We start from the raw sequence: 20,865 nt of genomic DNA, 5'->3' as shown, positions 1-20,865 counted from the left end.
TTCTAAAAAATTTCTTTTTCACGAATTATCTTTTATCTTTCGATAAGTTTCTTTGCAAAGCTCTAACTCTTTTATCAAAAAGTAAGCATCCATTCTTCATCAAATTGATTACGAAACCATGTCATTTGTCTTTTTGCATATCTCCTCGTTTGTATTTTCACCGCTTCAAGAGCACTCTCAAAGCTTCTATATCCATCCAAATAAGCCATAAACTCAGGTATACCAATAGCCTTCATTGCTGGTAATGAAGGGGAAAGTTTAAGTTTTTTCATAGCCACCACTTCTTCTAAAGCTCCTCTTTCAATCATAGAATCCAAGCGTTTATGAATACGTTCATAAAGCAGAGGACGTGGTGGCATGAGAAGAATTTTTTCGGTCAAATTTGGCGCAATGAGAGGTGTTGTTTTTTGTTTCTGCCACCAACTGAGCGACTTACCGGTTGCATCATAAACTTCCAAAGCACGTACAATACGCTGTCTATCGTGCGAAGAAATTTTTTCAGCAACAACAGCATCAATCTGCAACAACTGGCGATAAAGACTTTCAGGTCCCTCTTTATCAAGCAGCAAACGCCACTTCTGCCGCACAACATCTGGAACATGAGGGACTTCCGAAATCCCCTCTAAAAGAGCACGAAAATAAAGTCCTGTTCCACCAACAAAAATAACTGATCTTAAAGAAAAAGTAGCCAATAGCTTCTCGACATCACACAACCATTGCCCTACTGAATAGTTCAAAGTAGGACTCACATGACCATAAAGATAATGGGGAACAATCGCGGTGTCAGCCTCCCTCGGCCGTGCCGTTAAAATATTTAAAACATCATAAACCTGCATTGAATCAGTATTAATAATGAGAGCATTTTTTTCTTGAGCCATTTGCAAGGCAAGTTCTGACTTCCCACTTGCCGTTGGCCCTGCTATTAATGTAACTGTTCTCTGTGTCATGAATAGCAATTTCTCCCAATCAATAACTTATTGCAACATGCAGACACCCCCAAAGCCTTCCTGTATTTTCTCTCCATTATCATAGAGTAAATACTTCAAACAAAAATACGAACACAAATTCCCCTTAAGACAAAGCCCCTTATGAAACTTATAAAAAAGAAAAAATGGACTTAATAACAACACCAAAGGAATTTCCAAGCATTTTTTGCTATCATAATTCAATAACAAACCACAGCTATAATAATTCTGTCGGTTAAGGCCATTAAAAATATACTCTTTGTCATCATTTATGAAAATAATACTAAGTTTAATCTATACAATCAAATAGCTTTATTTTTTCCTATAAAAATAGCATGCTACGCCGGTTTATAATAAGAGCCTCATAAAGTATCATATCAATACCATTTACTTGCGCATCACAAGCAGAGATAAAAATGGACTTAAGAAAGGTGTACCAATATCTCTTATGCAGCATTTCAAAGTCTAGGCTGTTACAATATTGAGAACTGAAAAATACTATGATGACACCAATTTATACTTTGATATTCAGCATAAAGATATAATGATTTCCAATGGATTTTATATTGCACACCCCATACTCTCTATCGTGAAATGAGCTTGAGAAATATTGGACATCACATGGCTGACTTGCAAAATATCCCACACACTAAGGCTGATAAAAAACAAAAAATAATTTTTTAAGGATCAATCCATTAGGAGCGTTACGAACCGTAACTCTCCATCTGGACGCGCTACAATAAATAGAGCATTTTTGCGTCCAGCTTCACGTAATTTATGAATACGTTTTTTAGCCTCATCAATTGTTGTGATAGAACTCTGATTGATATCAACAATCACTTCACCAACGCGAATACGCTTTTTATCCGCGGCACTATTTTGTGCAACAGATGTCACCACTAGTCCTCGAAGTTTATCTGAAATTGAATAACGATGACGCAAATCCTCTGTCAGTTCAGATAACGTCATTCCCATAAATTGCATTGTCACGTTTTTCGACAGATCTTGATTTTTTTTATCATCAACTTCTTCTGTATCTTCATTTGGATCTGTTTCAATCAAACGTCCAAGCTTAACTTTTACTGTTGCTTCTTGCCCATTGCGTAAAATAGTAACGTCCACCACTTTTCCTTCTGAACTTTCTGCAACTAAACGCGGCAAATCACGTGCATGCTTAATTTTGGAATTACCAAAGGAAAGAATAACATCTCCAGTTTGTAACTGGCTATTATCTACATTATTTTCTTCCGTCTGTTCTATTTTACCAGCTACCAATGCTCCCACAGCATTGTCCAATTTTAAACTTTTTGCAATATCCTCTGTTACCGGCTGAATACGAATAGCCAACCAACCACGCCTTATTTCTCCAAAATCACGCAATTGATTAATAACAGAAAGAGCCATATCCGATGGAATAGCAAATCCAATACCGATAGATCCTCCCGAAGGTGAAACAATTGCTGTATTAATGCCAATGACTTCACCATTTCTATCAAATAACGGCCCACCAGAATTTCCCCGATTAATTGCTGCATCTGTTTGAATAAAATTATCATAGGGACCAGCATTAAGATCACGGTTACGTGCAGAAATAATACCAACCGTCACACTTCCACCAAAACCATAAGGATTACCAATAGCCATAACCCAGTCACCAATACGTGCTTTTTCTGAGTCACCAAAACGCACAGCTTTTAATTTTTTACTTCCTGCATCGACTTGAAGCAACGCCAAATCAGTTTTGCTATCCTTTCCAAGAAGCTTTGCCTTTAGTTTTGTACCATCCGTAAAATTAACTTCAATATCATCAGCATCTACAATAACATGATAATTTGTAACAATAATCCCTTTTTGCGCATCAATCACAAAACCAGAGCCTAAAGAACGCACCTTTTGAAATTGACTATCTTTTTGACCATCCTTGGGTGTAAAAAAATCACTGAAATATTCCTCCAGCAATGAATCTTTTGGGATAACGGGTACCGAGGTGTTTGCATCCTGTTCTGTTCCTTCAACAGTCTGCGCCGTGGAAATATTCACAACTGTTTCCAAAAGCTCAGAAGCTAAATCAGGAATAGAAAGCAATGCCTTGCTTGTCTCGGCTCCCCAAGACAAACTCACTGATCCTGATAGAAACAAAGTCACACAAAAAACAACTCTTGTGATAAAAAACTTTAAAAACGTATTTTTACTCACGATACTTCTATCCATGACATGCCTTTAATCAAAGATGCAAAGAGCCCCACTAAATTTATCTACGTAAAACCAGCACGGCTCGATACTCTCTACCACTTTTACCATAAAAGAAAATGGTCACAGATCATTCTTTTCATGCAAAATCTCGTATCTGCAATCCATTATTTTATCTATTCTCTCCCGATTTTGGATCAGTTTTACTGAGGCCAGTATTCATTGTCGGTAAGAATGCTTTATTTGCCTGCGGCGGATTACGAAAATAGAAAAAGAAATCCTCATTTGGAGAAATCACCATCGGTGTTTTCTCTAAATTCTTGTATTGTTCCATCGCCAACCAAAAATCGTAAAAAGACGGATTAGCCTCCCTCGCATTCAATAGAAGACGAATACTTTCAGCTTGACCTTCACCACGGGTAATTTCAGCATCACGCTTTGCAGCTGCTACAATTTCTTCATATTCACGATTAGCTTCTGCCACAATACGATCTCGCTCCTGCTGACCACGAGCCCGGATATTTTCCGCAGCAGCTTCACGTTCAGCTGCCATTTGCCGATAGACATCTTCTGAAACAGCATCAGTCAAATCGGTTTTACGAATACGCACATCAACAATGGTAATACCCAACGAGCCTGCATCTACAGAAAATTGCTTCTGTACTTCAGCCATCATCGCGCCTCGTTCATCCGATAAGGCTGCTTTAAATTCTCGCTTACCATAAACAGCACGCAAAGCGTCAATAAACCGTGGTGCAAGGTTTTCACGTGCCGCAATTTGTGGACGCCCAGAAGCAATGCGCTGTAAAAACAACTTAGGATCTGTAATACGGTAAATAAAGAACGCATCCACCTCATAATACGCACCACCACGAACCTGTACAGATTGTGTAGGAACATCGTAACGCAATAACCGATTATCAACAATGATCATCTTATCGATAAAGGGCGCCTTGAAATAGATTCCAGGATTAGATTCTACCTGAACAATTTGTCCAAAACGCTTAATTGCTACTTGTTGACGAGGATAGACGATAAATACGGACATCCACAAAATCATCAAAACAAACACTATAGCACTAAAAACAAACAAAAAGCGAGATTGCTGCATAATTAATCTCCTCCAGAAATACGAGAATCTAAGAGTAACGCAGGACGCGCTGCTGTTGCCTTTACTTTTTCCGATGACTTGCTACGCAACAATTCATTCAAAGGTAAATAAGGCACCGCTGGAGAATTTGCCTGATCAAGAACCAGCTTATTTGGTGAAGAAAGAATCCGCCCCATCGTCTCCATATAGAGACGGTAGCGAGCAGCTTCTGGTGAAATCGCAGCCTCTCGAGCTATCGCCTGAAAACGTTCAGCACGCCCTGTTGCCTCTTCAACCATTTGTGCCTTTTCACCTTTTGCGATTTCCCGTGTGCGTGAAGCTTCACCATTTGCTAAACCAATTTTCGTAAAACGCACACGATTCCCCTCTTCAATCATTCTTCCACGTTCCTGCTCCGCCTGCTGAACAGAATTAAACGCAGCAGCAACCTTTGTCGGAGGAGCAGCTTCACTGATAGAAACACGGCTTATTTCGACACCAAGTTGATATTTATCCACAGTCAACTGGATAATCTTTCTAACGTCATTAGCAACTTCTTCTTTCTTGTCACGTAAAACATCATCAACCGGCCGCGAACCAATGACCTCACGCATTGCACTCTCAGCAACTTGGCGGACAGTTCCCTCTTGATCATTCACATTGAATAAAAACTGACTAGGGTATGAAATCCGATAATAAACGGAAAAATTAACATTAACGATATTTTGATCACTCGAAAGCATTAAACCATCACTTTGTTGCGCCTGACCGGGCTTCCCACCAATCGCGATTGTTTTTTCCGTTAAAGGTACTTTCATATAGGTCTCAATTGGCCAAAAATGAAAATGCAACCCATCACCAATAATGCCTTCTTTAGGGATGCCAAAGCGCAACTCTACCGCTTGTTCATTTTGCTGAACAATATAAATTGACTGGTATAGCCAAAAAAACACAATAAGCAGAAGGAATAAAACAGAAAAACTGCTTCTCCCGAATTGTTTAAACTGATCCTGCCCTTTGCGCAAAATTTCATTAAGATTAGGACCATTTTCGCCACCAGAACCAAAGAGATTCTTAGCTGGTGTCTTTTTGTCACCACTGTTTTTATCGCCACTCCACGGGCCACCACCATTTTGATTTGTCCAGGGCATTATCACCTCTTTAACTGATTACCACTACTCGAACACCAACCATTTGCTTGATCTTATAGGGTGTCTCTTACCTCATTACAATACAACTGATAAACCCTTTCACTTCATATTACAAAAAATTATTTCCGCTCATAAACAACAAAACGTGTCGGATGACTATCTTTATCCCCTTTTGGAATATCTTGTGTTTGCACAATAGTCCACTTTTCTTTATCAAAAACAGGAAAAAAACTATCACCTTCTATAGAAGCTAAAACTTCTGTAAGGAATATTTTATCAGCCATATGCAACCCTTGTTGAAAAATTTCACCCCCACCAATAATAAAAATTTCCTCTACATCATTTTGAGAAGCAACATTTGTTGCAAGAGAACAAGCTTGCGATAAAGAGTGAGCAACATCAGCCCCTTCAGCACAAAAGGTACAATCACGCGTAATGACGATATTTGTACGCCCTGGTAAAGGTCTCCCAATAGAATCCCAAGTTTTTCTTCCCATAATAATGGGCTTACGCAACGTCAAAGCTTTAAAGCGTTGCAAATCCGTCGATAAATGCCACGGCATGGCACCTTCACGACCGATAACACCATTTTCTGCAACAGCAGCAATTAAACAAATGGAAATCGTCATATTGCTACCGGCGCTTTAATATGAGGTTGTGCTTCATAATTAAGCAACTCAAAATCCTCAAATTGAAAAGAAAAAAGATCTGTTACCGCTGGGTTTATGCGCATACATGGCAAAGCATTTGGTATACGAGACAATTGATATTTTGCCTGTTCAAAATGATTAGAATAAAGATGAGCATCTCCCAGAGTATGAATAAAATCGCCTACTTTAAGACCGCTTACTTGCGCAATCATCATCGTTAGCAATGCGTAGGATGCAATATTGAATGGAACACCTAAGAAAATATCCGCCGAACGCTGATAAAGTTGACAAGATAATTTCCCCTCCGCAATGTAAAATTGAAAAAGACAATGACACGGAGGCAACGCCATTTCCTCTATTAATGCAGGATTCCAAGCTGATACAATCAAGCGACGAGAATCTGGCGTCTCCTTAATCATCGTTAAAAGATTGTTAATTTGATCAATATGGCGTCCATCAGGAGCGGGCCAAGAACGCCACTGATAACCATAAACAGGACCAAGATTTCCCTTTTCATCAGCCCACTCGTCCCAAATTGACACACCATGCTCTTTCAACCAAGCGATATTTGTATCGCCTTTAAGAAACCACAAAAGTTCATAAATAATTGAACGTAAGTGTAGTTTCTTTGTTGTCAACAACGGAAATCCTGCTTGTAAATCAAAACGCATCTGATACCCAAAGATAGATCGCGTTCCAACACCCGTTCGATCTGTCCGATCAATACCCTGATTTAAAACATGAGATAAAAGAGCAAGATATGATTTCATGAGGGTATTATGTCCGATTCTTCTTATTATAGAAAATAAAAACTGTAAAATCCGTACAAACATAATTCAAATCTTTTTCCAAAAACATCTTACACAAGAAATTATCATGATCTAACTAAATTTTTGATGCAAAAGATAAAATACTATAGACAGCTTCTAAAAAAATGACATAAATGAACAAAGATGGATGAACATCAAATAAAGGGATCGACTATGGAAAAACAAGAAGCTTTAAAACCACATGATACAAGAAAACGTATCTGGGCTATCGTGTCCAGTGCATCAGGTAATCTAGTAGAATGGTATGACTTTTATGTTTATTCCTTTACATCTATTTATTTTGCATCACAATTCTTTCCCTCAGATGGCAATGACGTTACGCAACTTTTAAAAGCGGCGGGTGTTTTTGCTATTGGTTTTCTTATGCGCCCAATCGGCGGATGGCTTTTTGGCTTCATTGCCGATCGTTACGGACGCAAACGCTCAATGCTTATCTCTGTTTTTATGATGTGTGGTGGTTCGTTCTTAATCGCCCTACTTCCTACCTATGAAACCATTGGAATGGCAGCAGGAATTCTTTTACTTTTACTCAGAATGCTTCAGGGGCTTTCTGTCGGTGGTGAATATGGTACAACAGCAACTTATATGAGCGAAATCGCCCTCAAAAATCGCCGCGGATTTTTTAGCTCTTTCCAATATACCACACTGATTGGTGGTCAACTTCTAGCCAGTCTCGTTATATTCATTTTAGCGCTTTATCTCACCGAAGATCAGCTAAAAGCGTGGGGCTGGCGTATTCCATTTGCCATTGGTGGATGCGGTGCAATTGTTGCGATTTATCTACGCCGCACACTCCATGAGACAACGACCAAAGAAAGTCGTTCTAGTGCACAAGCTGGTAGTATTAGGGGACTTCTGAGCAACCACCGAAAAGCTTTCTTTCTGGTTATTGGCTTTACAGCTGGAGGATCGCTCACATTCTACACCTATACGACTTACATGCAGAAATATCTGATCACAACCACTGGCTTTGATAAACATACAGCCACAACAATCATGACAGCTGCTCTCTTTGTTTTCATGTTACTCCAACCCCTCTTTGGTGCTCTTGCAGATAAAATTGGAACAAGAACTTCACTCCTTATTTGGAGTGTCTTATCTATTATCTTTACCATTCCTGGACTTAATATGATTGGTAGTACTGATAGTACATGGATTGCTTTATCAGTCATTACTGGAATGCTCTGCATTATGAGCTTTTATACATCTATCTCTGGCATTGTAAAATCAGAAATGTTTCCTGCTTCAGTACGAGCAATAGGAGTTGGGCTCTCTTATGCTATTGCCAACGCACTGTTTGGCGGTTCTGCTGAATATGTCGCACTTGGATTAAAAGATCTTGGATATGAATCTGTCTTCTATTTTTATATAACCGGCATGATGATTATTGCATTCATTGCTGTTCTCTTAATGCCAGATGCTCGCAAAAAAGGGTATTTACAAGGAGACGATATTCATTAACCTTTAATGTTAACAAACAAGGATTTTAACAAAAAAGCCCAGAGTACTGGGCTTTTTTTTATATTCTTTCCGATAGAAGTTTAAAGCTCACAATTTTTTATCCCTTCAAACACTCTAAAGAAGCAATGTTCCCTCCTGCACACGCCGCTTATAAAAATAAATGGCTTCATATTATTATGTAATAAATACTTCTTTAGCTGAATTTAATTCACTGAAGATAAAAAACGTTTGATTTATTTTAATATTCCCATGCCCACTCAAAATCGAAGAAAAGTGATTATCTTTCAAGATAATTTTATCAATAATAAAGATTACACTCATGATTTTGTTTAATACGTTCTTAATAGTACCCCCTCATGCAAAACAAATCCTTTCATGAAAAATAGAAAATACCATTATATTATGAATTCGCACACTTTTTTGAGAAACATTTCTCAATGCACCCAACTCCATTTCACAACGGCACCCGTGAATGACATAACGTAAAAGCCCCGTAAAGTATAAACATGGGCATCACTCTCTTTACACTTAATAAAAGTGCAAGCCGCTATCATTATACTATTGAGGAACTCTTAATATTGTACTCCCCCTTAACACTTAAGATCATTCCTAAAAATTATTTTAACTGATACACCAACCTCGCATGAAATAGTCAATAACATCATTTTACGAAACAACATCAAGCATATAAACTAAAGAGTATCATATCTTCATAAACACTCTGCATATGCAAATAATTCACAATCAAACAAAAAATAATATTTCCTTAAGGATAGTAAAAAGCGTATGATTTACGCAATGTAACAACACCATGAGCCCAAAACACCACTGATAGCTCTAGAAAAAATCTTTATGTTTCCCTAAAAAATTATCATGATACAATGGCGTTTTTATAATGCACATCGTAAATAGCTTTAAAAAGAAGAAAAGTTATAAATCTAAAAGGGGAATACTTCATGAATAATCAAACAACTTTAGATCCACATGATACAAGGAAACGTATTTTTGCTATCATATCCAGCGCATCAGGAAATCTGGTAGAATGGTACGACTTTTATGCTTACTCCTTTGCATCGGTTTATTTTGCATCACAATTTTTTCCTGAAGATGAAGATATTGTTACACAACTGTTAAAAACGGCAGGAATCTTTTTTATTGGCTTTCTTATGCGTCCAATTGGAGCATGGCTCTTTGGATACATTGCGGATCGTTATGGACGTAAACGCTCAATGCTTATTTCTGTTTTTATGATGTGTGGTGGCTCTTTTCTCATTGCCATACTTCCCACTTATAAAACCTTGGGAATAACAGCAGCATTTCTTCTCCTTTTAGTCCGTATGTTTCAAGGGCTTTCCGTTGGCGGTGAATATGGTACAGCAGCAACGTATATGAGTGAAGTTGCGCCCAAAAATCGTCGTGGTCTCTTTGCTTCTTTTCAATATGCAACAACGATCTCAGGTCAACTTCTGGCAAGTTTTATAATATTTATTTTAGCCATTTACCTTAACGAGGATCAGTTAAAAGCATGGGGATGGCGTATTCCCTTTGTCATTGGTGGCTTTGGAGCAATCGTTGCAATTTATCTGCGTAGCTTGCTTCATGAAACAACAACCCTCAAAAGCCGCTCTGAACAACACGCTGGTAGTCTTAAAGAACTTTTTCGTAATCATAAAAAAGCTTTCTTTTTGGTTGTTGGCTTTACAGCTGGTGGATCTCTCACATTTTATACATACACCACTTATATGCAAAAATATCTGATCACAACCACTGGTTTTGATAAACAAACCGCAACAACGATAATGACTGCCGCCCTCTTTGTTTTTGTGCTACTCCAACCCCTTTTTGGTTCCCTAGCCGATAAAATTGGAGCAAGAGCTTCACTCATTAGTTGGGGGGCATTATCCATTATCTGCACCATTCCTGTACTTAAAATGATCGGTAATGCCCATAATCCATGGACAGCACTCTTAATTATTATTGGAATACTCTGTGTTATGAGTTTTTATACGTCCATTGCTGGTATCATAAAAGCAGAATTGTTCCCTGCTTCAATCCGAGCAATTGGTGTTGGATTTGCTTTTGCCATTGGCAACGCACTCTTTGGCGGTTCTGCTGAATATGTAGCGCTTGGATTAAAAAATATGGGATACGAATCTGTTTTCTTTTTTTACATCGTTGGTATGATGGTCATTGCACTCATCTCTATTCTTCTTATGCCCGATATAGATAAAGGAGGATATCTCGATAAAGACGATAAACTTCATTAAACTTATTTTCTGGATAAAAAAAGCCCACGAAATTGGGCTTTTTTTGATCTCCTCTCCACCCTAGTAAAGAACGAAAAGCCCGCCCCGCATTCATCTTACAAACAACTCAGTTTCTTTTAAATTGTCTATAGTTACTGCCCTCTTTATGTAATTTACTTGATAAGATTCTATGGGCAGCCCTACCCTAAATATTTATCACGATATCTAAAAAACACCTCATACGGAAAACCTTATCTGAGACTTACCTCACCCTCCTAAATGATGATGTGTTATGATACAATAAGATAATTAAGGACACAAAATCCCCTTTTACATTAACTTAAGCTTTATGAAATGTCTTCAGTTTTTGGGCTTTCTGCTCATAAAGACCATCTCTTCTATAATCTTCCGGTATGATGCCAATATTGCATTCTTCTCATCAAGTTTAAAGGTATCTTGATCTACTTTTCAATGTTCTCTCCCTTTAAATGCAATGTGATAACTTTTTATTCTACAACACAAGTAAAAATCTTAAAACGAATGACAACATAACTCTAATAAATCATCTTAAAGAGTTTCCCTAAGAAATTGTTATAATACCATTGAATTTTTCTGGAAATCATAAACAATTATGTTTAGAAAATATGAACTATAAATCCAAAAGGGGAACAATTCATGAAAAATGAAACAACTTCAGCATCACAGGATGCAAGAAAACGTGTTTTTGCTATTATAGCAAGCGCATCAGGAAATCTCGTAGAATGGTATGATTTTTACGTGTACTCATTTGCATCAATTTATTTTGCATCACAATTCTTTCCCTCCGATGGTGATACGATTACGCCACTGTTAAAAACCGCAGGTGTGTTTTTTATTGGCTTTCTTATGCGCCCTATTGGAGCTTGGTTTTTAGGGTTTGTCGCCGATCGTTATGGACGTAAACGCTCGATGCTTATATCCATTTTTATGATGTGTGGTGGCTCTTTTTTCATCGCCATACTTCCCACCTATGAAACCTTAGGAGTAACATCAGCAATCCTTTTACTTTTAGCTCGGATGATGCAAGGACTTTCAGCAGGTGGTGAATATGGTACAGCAGCCACTTATATGAGCGAAGTTGCCCTCAAAAAACATCGTGGGCTTTTTGCTTCTTTCCAATCAGCCACCCTTATTACAGGTCAACTTCTTGCCAGCTTCATTATATTTATTCTAGCATCTTATCTCTCTGAAGATCAGTTAAAAGCATGGGGATGGCGCATTCCTTTTGTGATTGGTGGTTTCGGGGCAGTGATTGCGATTTATCTGCGTCGTTCTCTCCACGAAACAACCACGAAAGAAAGCCGCTCTCACAAACACTCTGGCAGTCTTAAGGAACTTCTCACCAAGCATACAAAAGCCGTTGTCGTAATTGCATGCTTTGCATCAGGAGGATCACTCACATTTTACACCTTTACGACTTATATGCAAAAATATCTGATCACAACCACCGGCTTTGATAAACATACCGCAACAACGATTATGACAGCTGTACTATTTATTTTCATCCTATTCCAACCCATAGCTGGTATCATAGCCGATAAAATTGGAACAAAAACTTTACTTATCATTTGGAGTATACTCTCTGTCATCTTTACATTTCCTGGACTCTGGATAATCGGTAATACGCATAGTATATGGGTTGCCTTTTCCGTCATTATTGGCTTGCTCTTCATTATGAGCATGTATACATCCATCTCTGGTGTCGTCAAATCAGCAATGTTTCCCTCTTCAATACGCGCATTAGGCGTTAGCATCTCTCATGCCATTGGCAACGCCTTATTTGGTGGTTCTGCTGAATACGTTGCGCTTGGATTAAAAAAGTACGGTCATGAATCACTCTTTTATTTTTATATAACCGTCGTGATGATCATGGCATTCATTGCTCTTCTCTTTGTCCCGAGTATGCGTAAAGGAGGCTACCTCCAAGAGGATGAAAAACATTAACCCTTTTTATCAACGAAAAAGCCCAAGAAATTGGGCTTTTTTTATCATTATCACAAATTTAATATTGTTTAAATTTTATGAAGTGCATTAAGTTGCTTAGCAACTAGATAATAAAAAGTCAGTCGACTTTTTCTACGCTCTCCAGACATCATCTCAGCCACTTTTGAAACAGCCGTTTTAGCACTCTTCTCATCAGCTTCTAAAACATCTTGAACCCATTTTTCAACACGTTCTAACTCTTTTGGATCCGATGTAGCAACAAGCGCTGCATCCTGCTTTTTCATCACCAAAGCTAAACGATGGCTAAGTCGTTCTACTGCTGCTTCATCGGGATTTGAATCATATAGTTTAATATCTGCTAAATTATTTGTCATTTTGCATCATCTCCTCTCCAAAAATGAGCGGTCTATACTTTATAGCCGCCTCATATAGCTCCATAAATAATTAGAGGATTAAAAATATTAACAACCCCCCCTTTTCCTAAGACTGTTCTTCATCTATATTTAGAGGGCTGGTTTACCAGCTATGGTAATAAATGGACGGTGAAATAAACCTATTGGACCCGGGGGCGGTACCCGGCGCCTCCACCAAAATATAAAAAATCAAAATTATATTTTGGTGGGGGCGAAATAGGATCGACAAGGGTGTAAAGATCGCTCTTTTACTCGGCATTGTACCACCGTTATCGGGCTAAATGAGTAGTTGCAAATGACAACTATGCGGAAGCACGTCTCGCCGCTTAAGGTGGTGTGAATGTTTCAATTTAAGTCTTAAACCGTCGCAGGTTTAAGCGGGGTTCGGAGGCACCTGGCAACAGAAGCCTTCACTTTTTTAAATGTTGTTGATTGATCTTTCAGACATTATCAGACATTATTTACCATAGAGTTTCGTATTTATTCGATTTATTGAGGTGCATCGTAGAAAAAATCTGCTAATTTAAAATATATTCTGTCACACAATATCAATACGCCCCATTCTGCTACGTGAAATAAAAGGAATAAACTTCGATGGTTAATGATCAAATCCGTTACGATATTCTCGTTCAGGATGCGCTTCGTGGAGTTATCCGTAAAGTTTTATCGGAAGTTGCCAAAGCAGGTCTTCCGGGAAATCATCATTTTTTTATAACTTTTTTGACAAATGCCCCAGGCGTTAAAATTTCTCCTCGGCTAAAAAATCGCTATCCCGAGCAAATGACAATCGTCTTACAACATCAATTTAGAGATCTCAGTGTTTCAGAAACAGCTTTCGAAGTAACCCTCTCTTTCAGGGAAATAACCGAAAAGCTCGTGATTCCTTTTACTTCCATTCAGGTCTTTTATGATCCTGTAGCAGCATTTGAAGCAGCATTTGATCTGCCCTCAAATCTGACCTCTGGAGAAAGTGAAAATTCAGAAAATACCTCAACTACGCCTATTACCTTATCAAACAAACAAAAAAAAGAAAATACGCTTACAAAAGAACAAAATCTCAGTACAAATAAAGAACCTTCAAATAACGATGCAAAACAAAATCAAAGTGCTGATGTTGTCTCTTTAGATTCCTTTCGGAAAAAATAATTTTTCTCATGACTGAATTGATTAATCTTCGCCAATTTCGAAAACAAAAAAAACGTACAGAAAAATCTCTTTGTGCTGAGCAAAATCGTTATCGTTTTGGACGAACAAAAACTGAAAAAAATTTTGAGCAGCAAAAATCTTTAAAAATGCAAAAATTTCTTGATCAAAATCGTTTGCGAAACGACGAATAAAGGTGGAAAAATGCACGAAAATAATTCTATCGATTGGTCAAAAGTCATTCCACAAAAGATATCTGTTCGCGTTGATGGACACGCAACAAGCGTCTCTTTAGAACCACCATTTTTAGATATTCTAAAAGATATAGCCCGCAAAAAAGGACAATCTTTAGCCTTTATTATTACCGATATTGATAGCAAAAGACCACAACAAGTAAATCTTTCGGCTTCGTTACGCGTTTATGCCCTTCAAAGCGTTCTCACCCAAAGCCTTTAATGTTTGTGCTTATTTTTTTACGTTCTCTTTCTGTCTGTTCAACTGAAACTGTTGTGACTTTTTAAGAGAAGTTTTTTTAATCTAGAACTTCAATAAAAAAAAGACTACAAAAGAGAGATAATGAGTAATTTTTCTGATCATACCATACCTTTCTTTGAAGAAGATTCCCCTCCAGACCATGATAAGAAGAGCTCTGGTTTTTTCTCCCATACTCTAAAAGAACAAAAATCATATAACACAGACTATTTAGAACAACTCAATCCAGAACAGCAACAAGCTGTTATGAATACTGAGGGACCTCTTTTAGTTCTTGCAGGTGCTGGTACAGGAAAAACACGCGTTTTAACAACCCGTATTTCTCACATTTTACGCTCTGGACTTGCCTCTCCTCAGCAAATACTTGCTGTCACTTTCACCAACAAAGCAGCACGTGAAATGAAAATACGTATTGGTGAACTTATTGGAGAAGTTGTTGAAGGTATGCCTTGGCTTGGAACCTTTCATTCCACTGGAGCTAAAATTTTACGCCGTCACGCAGAGCTTGTTGATTTAAAAAGAAACTTTACAATTCTCGATAGCGATGATGTTCTTCGACTTTTAAAACAACTTATTCAAGCTGAAGGATTAGACGATAAGCGTTGGCCCGCACGAAACCTTGCCATGATGATTGATTCTTGGAAAAATCAAGGACTCTCACCAACACATATCTCAAAAAGTGATGCTCATTCCTTTGGTAATGGCATGGGACGTGAACTTTATCACAGTTATCAAAATCGATTAAAAGATCTTAATGCTTGTGATTTTGGTGACCTTCTACTTCATTCTATCTCTATCTTCCAACATAATCCAGATATTCTTCGCGAATACCATTCTCAATTTCGTTATATTCTTGTCGATGAATATCAGGATACAAATACAGCACAATATCTTTGGCTTCGCCTTTTGGCCCAACATCCTCAAGATCAACATGTTAATCTTTGTTGTGTTGGTGATGATGATCAATCCATTTATGGATGGCGTGGTGCAAAAGTCGAAAACATATTACGTTTTGAAAAAGATTTTCCTTCTGCTAAAATTATTCGTCTAGAACGCAATTATCGCTCAACATCTCATATTCTTAAAACCGCCTCCCATCTCATTGCTCATAATGAAGAAAGACTGGGAAAAGTCCTTTTTTCTGCTCAAATAAAGAGTGAGGAAGAAAAGGTAAAAATTCATTCAGCATGGGATTCGGCAGAAGAAGCTCGAGCAATCGGAGAAGAAATCGAACGCGCACAACAAACCGGTCATGCATTAAATCATATGGCTATATTGGTACGCGCATCATTTCAAATGCGTGAATTTGAAGATCGCTTTGTAACACTTGGCCTTAATTATCGCGTCATTGGTGGTCCTCGTTTTTATGAGCGAATGGAAATACGTGATGCCATGGCTTATTTACGCGTTGTTGTCCAACCTACTGATGATTTAGCTTTTGAGCGTGTTATTAATACACCGAAACGCGGCATAGGAGATGCAACCCTGCGCATTCTTTATGAGAGTGCACGTGCACGTGCTGTTCCTCTCTTTTCTGCTGCCGCTGACATCATTGAAACAGATGAATTAAAGCCTAAGGCACGCAGTGCGTTACGAAGCCTCATTGAAAACTTCCGCCGCTGGCAAAATATGCTTCAAGACACTCCTCATAGAGAACTTGCCGAGATCGTCCTTGATGATTCTGGTTATACAACCATGTGGTTAGAAGATCGTTCACCAGAGGCTCCTACAAGACTAGAAAATCTTAAAGAAATGATTCGTTCCATGGAACAATTTGAAAATCTTCAAAGTTTTTTGGAACATGTTGCACTCGTTATGGAAACGGAAAATAATGAAAATATGGATGCAGTCAACATCATGACACTTCATTCAGCCAAAGGGCTTGAATTTGAAACAATTTTTCTTCCAGGTTGGGAAGAAGGACTCTTTCCCCACCAGCGCTCATTAGATGAAGGTGGACGTTCAGGATTAGAAGAAGAACGGCGTCTTGCTTACGTAGGTCTAACAAGAGCAAAAAAACATTTGCATATATGGTTTGTATCGAATCGAAGAATTCATGGACTTTGGCAACCTGCTCTTCCCTCCCGTTTTCTAGATGAATTACCAGCAGAACATATAGAAGTTGTAGAAATGGAAACATCCTATGGTGGTTATGGAAAATCTTCCTTTCAATATCACGATTCTTTTTATAATGACTATGCAACAGCAAGACAAAAGCGTGCACAAAAAAACAAGAATATTGAAGGGAAAGTTATCTCTCAATCAATCTCTCATGCACCATCAGATTTTTCTGTCAATGATCGGATTTTTCACATAAAATTTGGCTATGGTCATATTACAGCAATAGACGATCATAAATTGACAATAATGTTCGAAAAAGCCGGAGAAAAGCGTGTACTAGACAATTTTGTAAACAAAGCTTAATTACAAGTAAACCACGATCAGTTTTTTCAAGAAACCACTTTGTTTTATTCTGACTATCATTTCCATTTGCGAACAAAGGCTTCAATGGGCAAATTTTGCATATCAGGCAATGCGTCGTGAATTTTATTAAGTGGCCAATCCCACCAAGCCATATCTAAAAGGCATTCTATCACATGATTGGGAAAACGCATCCGCAATCGCTTAGCAGGCACCCCAACGACAATCGTATAAGGCATAACATCTTTCGTTATAACAGCGTTCGCGCCAATGATAGCGCCATGACCAATTGTCACCCCAGGCATAATAACCGCACCATGTCCAATCCACACATCATGCCCAATAATAACACGTTTTGCACAACGCCTTTCACGAAAACCACTATCTAATGCCATATAACGAAAATATTCGTTTGGACGATAGGTTATTTTATGCGTTGAAACGCGCTCCATAGGATGCTCCAACGCATTCATCCGTACATGAGATGCAATAGAACAAAAACGCCCAATATCGCTATAAATAGCCTCACTATTACGCTCTAAATAAGAAAAATCTCCAACGGTTACATCCCGTAAAATCACCCGCTCATTAATTTCCACATAGCGCCCTAATTTACAACCATGCAGCCGCGCTGTCGTATGGATACGAGGTTCACTTTCATGAAATCGAAGATCTTTCTCAATATTCATACATCTTTCACCAATGTTTTATCAATAGATATGGAAAGACATACCAATCAAGCCAATAAAATCAACCATGAAACAAACATTGCAAAACAAACCTGCCGATGTTACAATTTCTCGATCTATCTAAGAGAGTCAAACTATGAAAAATGTAATACGCATCTTGGGGCTGACAATCATATTTCTTGCAGGTGTTTTTATTTATGATACGCTGACAAATAAGCCTTTAGGTGATAACTTTACGCTCACTGATTCTAATGGAAAAAATATTACTGAGGCTGATGTTCGAAGCAAGCCTTCAATAATTTTTTTCGGCTTCACTATGTGTCCTGAAAGCTGCCCTACCACACTGATGAATCTTGATCGATGGCTTACAGCCCTTGGGCCTGAAGCTGATAAATTAGGTATATGGTTTGTGACTGTTGATCCTGAACGTGACACACCAAAAGTACTCCATGATTATCTCAGTAATTTTAACAATAAAATTGTTGGCATTAGTGGAGATCCTGATAAAGTTCATAAAATGGTCAATTCTTTCAACATCGTTGCTGAAAAAGTCCCTGAAACAGATGGAAACTATACATATAACCATACAGCAGCAATTTTTTTACTCAAAAAAGGTGGAAAATTAGCTGGCGTTATCCGTTATGACACGAAAGAAAGCGATAGCGAATTAAAAGATGAAATCGCCATTGAACGGTTAAAAAAACTCATCTTAAACTAAAAAAACCGATCAAAAGAAAGAACAGCATGTCGCAACAAATTCGCCTCTATTATACTGCTTCTAAAAATGAAGCAGAACGGTTCTATACCCTTATAGAAACAGCCTTTGACGAAGAAGGGTATCCTCTTGCTCTTACAGAGATAGATGAACAAAATGCTGTATATGAGCTTTCTCTATATGTCGATCAAGACAATCAAGAGAACGCATTAAAACATTTTGCAAGCGTTCTCTCTATAGATTTTGATAAAATTAATATGGAAGTTTTACCCAACATTGATTGGGTACAAAAAAGCCTAGAAGGACTAAAACCTGTGCAAGCCGGTCCTTTTTTCCTTCATGGAAGTCACAACCGAAACGCCATTCCAGCAAATGTTCTCCCTATTGAAATTGAAGCTAATCAAGCTTTTGGCACCGGACATCATGGAACAACAGCCGGTTGTTTAGAAATGATTGCCAAAGTCATGAAACACGAAAATCCCCAAAATGCCCTTGATCTTGGTACTGGGAGCGGTGTACTAGCCATTGGCATAGCAATGCTCAAACCAATTACTGTGCTTGCATCCGATATTGACCCAATTGCTATTCAAGTTGCACAACACAATATCGAATTCAATGGTGTCAATGAATATGTTACAGCTATTACAGCAACAGGTTTTGCCCATGATTCAATTGCATCACGAGCCCCTTTTGATCTCATTGTTGCCAATATCCTTGCTAATCCGCTTATTGAACTTGTGCAAGAAGTGGTAACGGCACTTCAAAAAGGGGGATCACTTATACTCTCTGGAATTCTTGAAGAACAACATGCCCATGTTTTGGAGACTTATATAAAACAAGGACTGAAGCATATCGAAACATACCACCGGCAAGGATGGGTTACGATACACCTGAAATAAAATAAAAGAAAAGGACGTCGTTATGTATCAATCTTTTGAGGCGACAACAAATCCTGCTTATGCAGCAGAACGCATTTCTTGCCTTCGTAAAGAACTCGATCACCTTGGACTCGATGGTTTTCTTGTTCCGCGGTGCGATGAACACCAAGGAGAGTATGTCCCTCCTCATGCTCAACGCCTTAGCTGGTTAACCGGCTTTACTGGATCAGCTGGGATTGCACTGATTTTAAAAAACAAAGCCATCATATTTACAGATGGGCGATATAAGCTCCAAGTTCGCCAACAAACTGATCCTGATATTTTTAATTATGAAGATCTCATAACTTGTCCTCCCTCACAATGGCTTGAAAAAAATGGTCAAAAACTTTCTATTGGCTTTGATCCATGGCTCCACACGATTGCTGCCACCGATGCATTAAAAAACGCATTAGAAATGAAAGCAGGTGGAAAACTTGTAGAAGTTCAACATAATCCCATTGATCTGCTCTGGCATGATCAACCAAAATTACCACAATCTGCCTTATCAATTCACCCTCTCAAATATGCTGGGTGCGATACAGATGAAAAACTCGCTTTGATTTACAAAGATATACAGCAAACTCATGCAAATGCTTTTATTTTTACAGACCCCTCTTCCATTGCATGGACATTCAATATACGGGGCAATGATGTTTCCAACACGCCTTTTTCCCTTTGTTTTGCTCTCATTCCACTTAACAAAACACCAGCTTTATTCATTGACAGCAAAAAACTTGGTGTAGAACAGAAACAATATCTAGAACGTTATGCAAAATTATATGAACCAGAACAGCTTATTCCCAAGATCAAAGAGTATGTTCAAAAAGGGACAGTGTTTGCCTTAGATCCACAGCTAACATGCGAAAAATTACGAACTGTTATTGAAGAAAAAAATAGCTTTTTTATCACACTTACCGATCCTGCTGCTCTACCACGTGCCATTAAAAATGACACAGAACTCAATGGCGCACGCAAAGCGCATCTACGCGATGGTGTTGCCCTAACCCGTTTTTTTTCTTGGTTAGATAAACAAATACCAGGGTCAATAAGTGAAATTTCTGCTGCTCAAAAATTAGAAGAATTTCGCATAAATACAGCAAAAGAAATGGGAGAAAAACTTGAAGATCTTTCTTTTGATACAATCTCCGCAACAGGAGAAAATGGTGCCATTATTCATTATCGTGTAACAACGCAAACAAATAAACAACTCAAAGCCGGTGAACTTTACCTCGTTGATTCAGGTGGACAATATCGTGATGGCACGACTGATGTCACACGTACAGTAGCAATTGGGAATATTGGAGAAGAAGAAAAACGCTGTTTCACTCTTGTTCTCAAGGGCATGATTACTCTTTCAACTGCTTGCTTTCCCAAAAGAACCCGTGGACAAGACCTTGATGCTCTTGCACGCATTGCATTGTGGAAAGCTGGTTTTGATTATGCCCATGGCACCGGTCATGGTGTTGGATCTTATCTTTCTGTCCATGAAGGACCGCAAAATATTTCTCG

Annotated in this window: 18 protein-coding genes and 1 other RNA gene; 11 read left to right on the top strand and 8 right to left on the bottom strand. The window is 38.4% G+C overall.

The window, feature by feature from the left end; translation table 11 throughout:
- Window positions 1–74 precede the first annotated feature (74 nt).
- From miaA to ACFIL3_RS06745, 6 genes are all read right to left on the bottom strand, one after another.
- Window positions 75–947, bottom strand: coding sequence for a tRNA (adenosine(37)-N6)-dimethylallyltransferase MiaA (miaA, locus tag ACFIL3_RS06770; RefSeq protein WP_375613384.1), 873 nt, complete (start codon window positions 945–947; stop codon window positions 75–77).
- A gap of 705 nt (window positions 948–1,652) precedes the next feature.
- The gene (locus ACFIL3_RS06765) at window positions 1,653–3,176 is read right to left on the bottom strand and encodes a Do family serine endopeptidase (protein WP_375638325.1); all 1,524 of its coding nucleotides are present in this window, start codon (window positions 3,174–3,176) and stop codon (window positions 1,653–1,655) included.
- 151 nt (window positions 3,177–3,327) lie between these two features.
- A complete protein-coding gene (hflC, locus tag ACFIL3_RS06760; protein WP_375606990.1) occupies window positions 3,328–4,266 on the bottom strand; it encodes a protease modulator HflC in 939 nt (312 codons plus the stop codon).
- Between the two features lie 2 nt (window positions 4,267–4,268).
- A complete protein-coding gene (gene hflK / locus ACFIL3_RS06755; protein WP_375613382.1) occupies window positions 4,269–5,396 on the bottom strand; it encodes an FtsH protease activity modulator HflK in 1,128 nt (375 codons plus the stop codon).
- A 119-nt stretch (window positions 5,397–5,515) separates the two neighbouring features.
- Window positions 5,516–6,025, bottom strand: a complete 510-nt coding sequence (locus ACFIL3_RS06750; RefSeq protein WP_375628859.1) for a dihydrofolate reductase — start codon at window positions 6,023–6,025, stop codon at window positions 5,516–5,518.
- Window positions 6,022–6,816, bottom strand: a complete 795-nt coding sequence (locus ACFIL3_RS06745) for a thymidylate synthase (RefSeq protein WP_273722957.1) — start codon at window positions 6,814–6,816, stop codon at window positions 6,022–6,024. The genes ACFIL3_RS06750 and ACFIL3_RS06745 overlap by 4 nt, the downstream gene beginning before the upstream one ends.
- Window positions 6,817–7,029: 213 nt before the next feature.
- Between ACFIL3_RS06745 and ACFIL3_RS06740 the strand changes: the two genes are divergently transcribed.
- The 3 genes from ACFIL3_RS06740 to ACFIL3_RS06730 all read left to right on the top strand — a co-directional run bounded on the left by ACFIL3_RS06740 (window position 7,030) and on the right by ACFIL3_RS06730 (window position 12,566).
- Window positions 7,030–8,337 carry an MFS family transporter gene (locus ACFIL3_RS06740; RefSeq protein ID WP_375612016.1) on the top strand — a complete coding sequence of 436 codons (1,308 nt, stop codon included), beginning with the start codon at window positions 7,030–7,032 and terminating at the stop codon, window positions 8,335–8,337.
- 956 nt (window positions 8,338–9,293) lie between these two features.
- Window positions 9,294–10,604, top strand: a complete 1,311-nt coding sequence (locus ACFIL3_RS06735; RefSeq protein ID WP_375668345.1) for an MFS family transporter — start codon at window positions 9,294–9,296, stop codon at window positions 10,602–10,604.
- Between the two features lie 654 nt (window positions 10,605–11,258).
- A complete protein-coding gene (locus ACFIL3_RS06730; protein ID WP_375612014.1) occupies window positions 11,259–12,566 on the top strand; it encodes an MFS transporter in 1,308 nt (435 codons plus the stop codon).
- A gap of 68 nt (window positions 12,567–12,634) precedes the next feature.
- On the opposite strand, the gene ACFIL3_RS06725 is transcribed toward ACFIL3_RS06730, so the two are convergent.
- Entirely contained in the window at window positions 12,635–12,940 is a 306-nt protein-coding gene (locus ACFIL3_RS06725; RefSeq protein WP_375668344.1) for a DUF2853 family protein, read from the bottom strand.
- 97 nt (window positions 12,941–13,037) lie between these two features.
- Between ACFIL3_RS06725 and ssrA the strand changes: the two genes are divergently transcribed.
- From ssrA to ACFIL3_RS06700, 5 genes are all read left to right on the top strand, one after another.
- Window positions 13,038–13,394: a transfer-messenger RNA gene (gene ssrA / locus ACFIL3_RS06720) on the top strand.
- Window positions 13,395–13,573: 179 nt separating this feature from the next.
- Complete coding sequence (locus tag ACFIL3_RS06715) at window positions 13,574–14,125, top strand: SspB family protein (protein ID WP_375681965.1); 552 nt, start codon at window positions 13,574–13,576, stop codon at window positions 14,123–14,125.
- An 8-nt stretch (window positions 14,126–14,133) separates the two neighbouring features.
- The gene (locus ACFIL3_RS06710) at window positions 14,134–14,316 is read left to right on the top strand and encodes a DUF4169 family protein (RefSeq protein ID WP_375612011.1); all 183 of its coding nucleotides are present in this window, start codon (window positions 14,134–14,136) and stop codon (window positions 14,314–14,316) included.
- A 10-nt stretch (window positions 14,317–14,326) separates the two neighbouring features.
- Window positions 14,327–14,578 (top strand): ribbon-helix-helix domain-containing protein, encoded by a 252-nt coding sequence (locus ACFIL3_RS06705; RefSeq protein WP_375681964.1) that lies wholly within the window; start codon window positions 14,327–14,329, stop codon window positions 14,576–14,578.
- A 120-nt stretch (window positions 14,579–14,698) separates the two neighbouring features.
- A complete protein-coding gene (locus ACFIL3_RS06700; protein WP_375668343.1) occupies window positions 14,699–17,038 on the top strand; it encodes an ATP-dependent helicase in 2,340 nt (779 codons plus the stop codon).
- A 56-nt stretch (window positions 17,039–17,094) separates the two neighbouring features.
- Here the strand turns inward: ACFIL3_RS06700 and ACFIL3_RS06695 are convergent, their stop codons facing one another.
- Entirely contained in the window at window positions 17,095–17,724 is a 630-nt protein-coding gene (locus tag ACFIL3_RS06695; protein WP_375668342.1) for a DapH/DapD/GlmU-related protein, read from the bottom strand.
- A 136-nt stretch (window positions 17,725–17,860) separates the two neighbouring features.
- On the opposite strand from ACFIL3_RS06695, the gene ACFIL3_RS06690 reads away from it, so the two are divergent.
- The 3 genes from ACFIL3_RS06690 to ACFIL3_RS06680 all read left to right on the top strand — a co-directional run.
- The gene (locus ACFIL3_RS06690; RefSeq protein ID WP_375628847.1) at window positions 17,861–18,442 is read left to right on the top strand and encodes an SCO family protein; all 582 of its coding nucleotides are present in this window, start codon (window positions 17,861–17,863) and stop codon (window positions 18,440–18,442) included.
- Between the two features lie 26 nt (window positions 18,443–18,468).
- Entirely contained in the window at window positions 18,469–19,338 is an 870-nt protein-coding gene (locus ACFIL3_RS06685; RefSeq protein ID WP_375681963.1) for a 50S ribosomal protein L11 methyltransferase, read from the top strand.
- A gap of 22 nt (window positions 19,339–19,360) precedes the next feature.
- Window positions 19,361–20,865 (top strand): M24B family metallopeptidase (locus ACFIL3_RS06680; protein WP_375681962.1); only part of this gene is annotated, 1,505 nt, incomplete at its 3' end.

It is taken from the genome of Bartonella sp. CE47NXGY (assembly GCF_042195415.1).
GTDB lineage: Bacteria > Pseudomonadota > Alphaproteobacteria > Rhizobiales > Rhizobiaceae > Bartonella.
The sequence above is the reverse complement of the archived record's forward strand: the minus strand, read 5'-3'. Positions and strand labels throughout refer to the sequence as shown.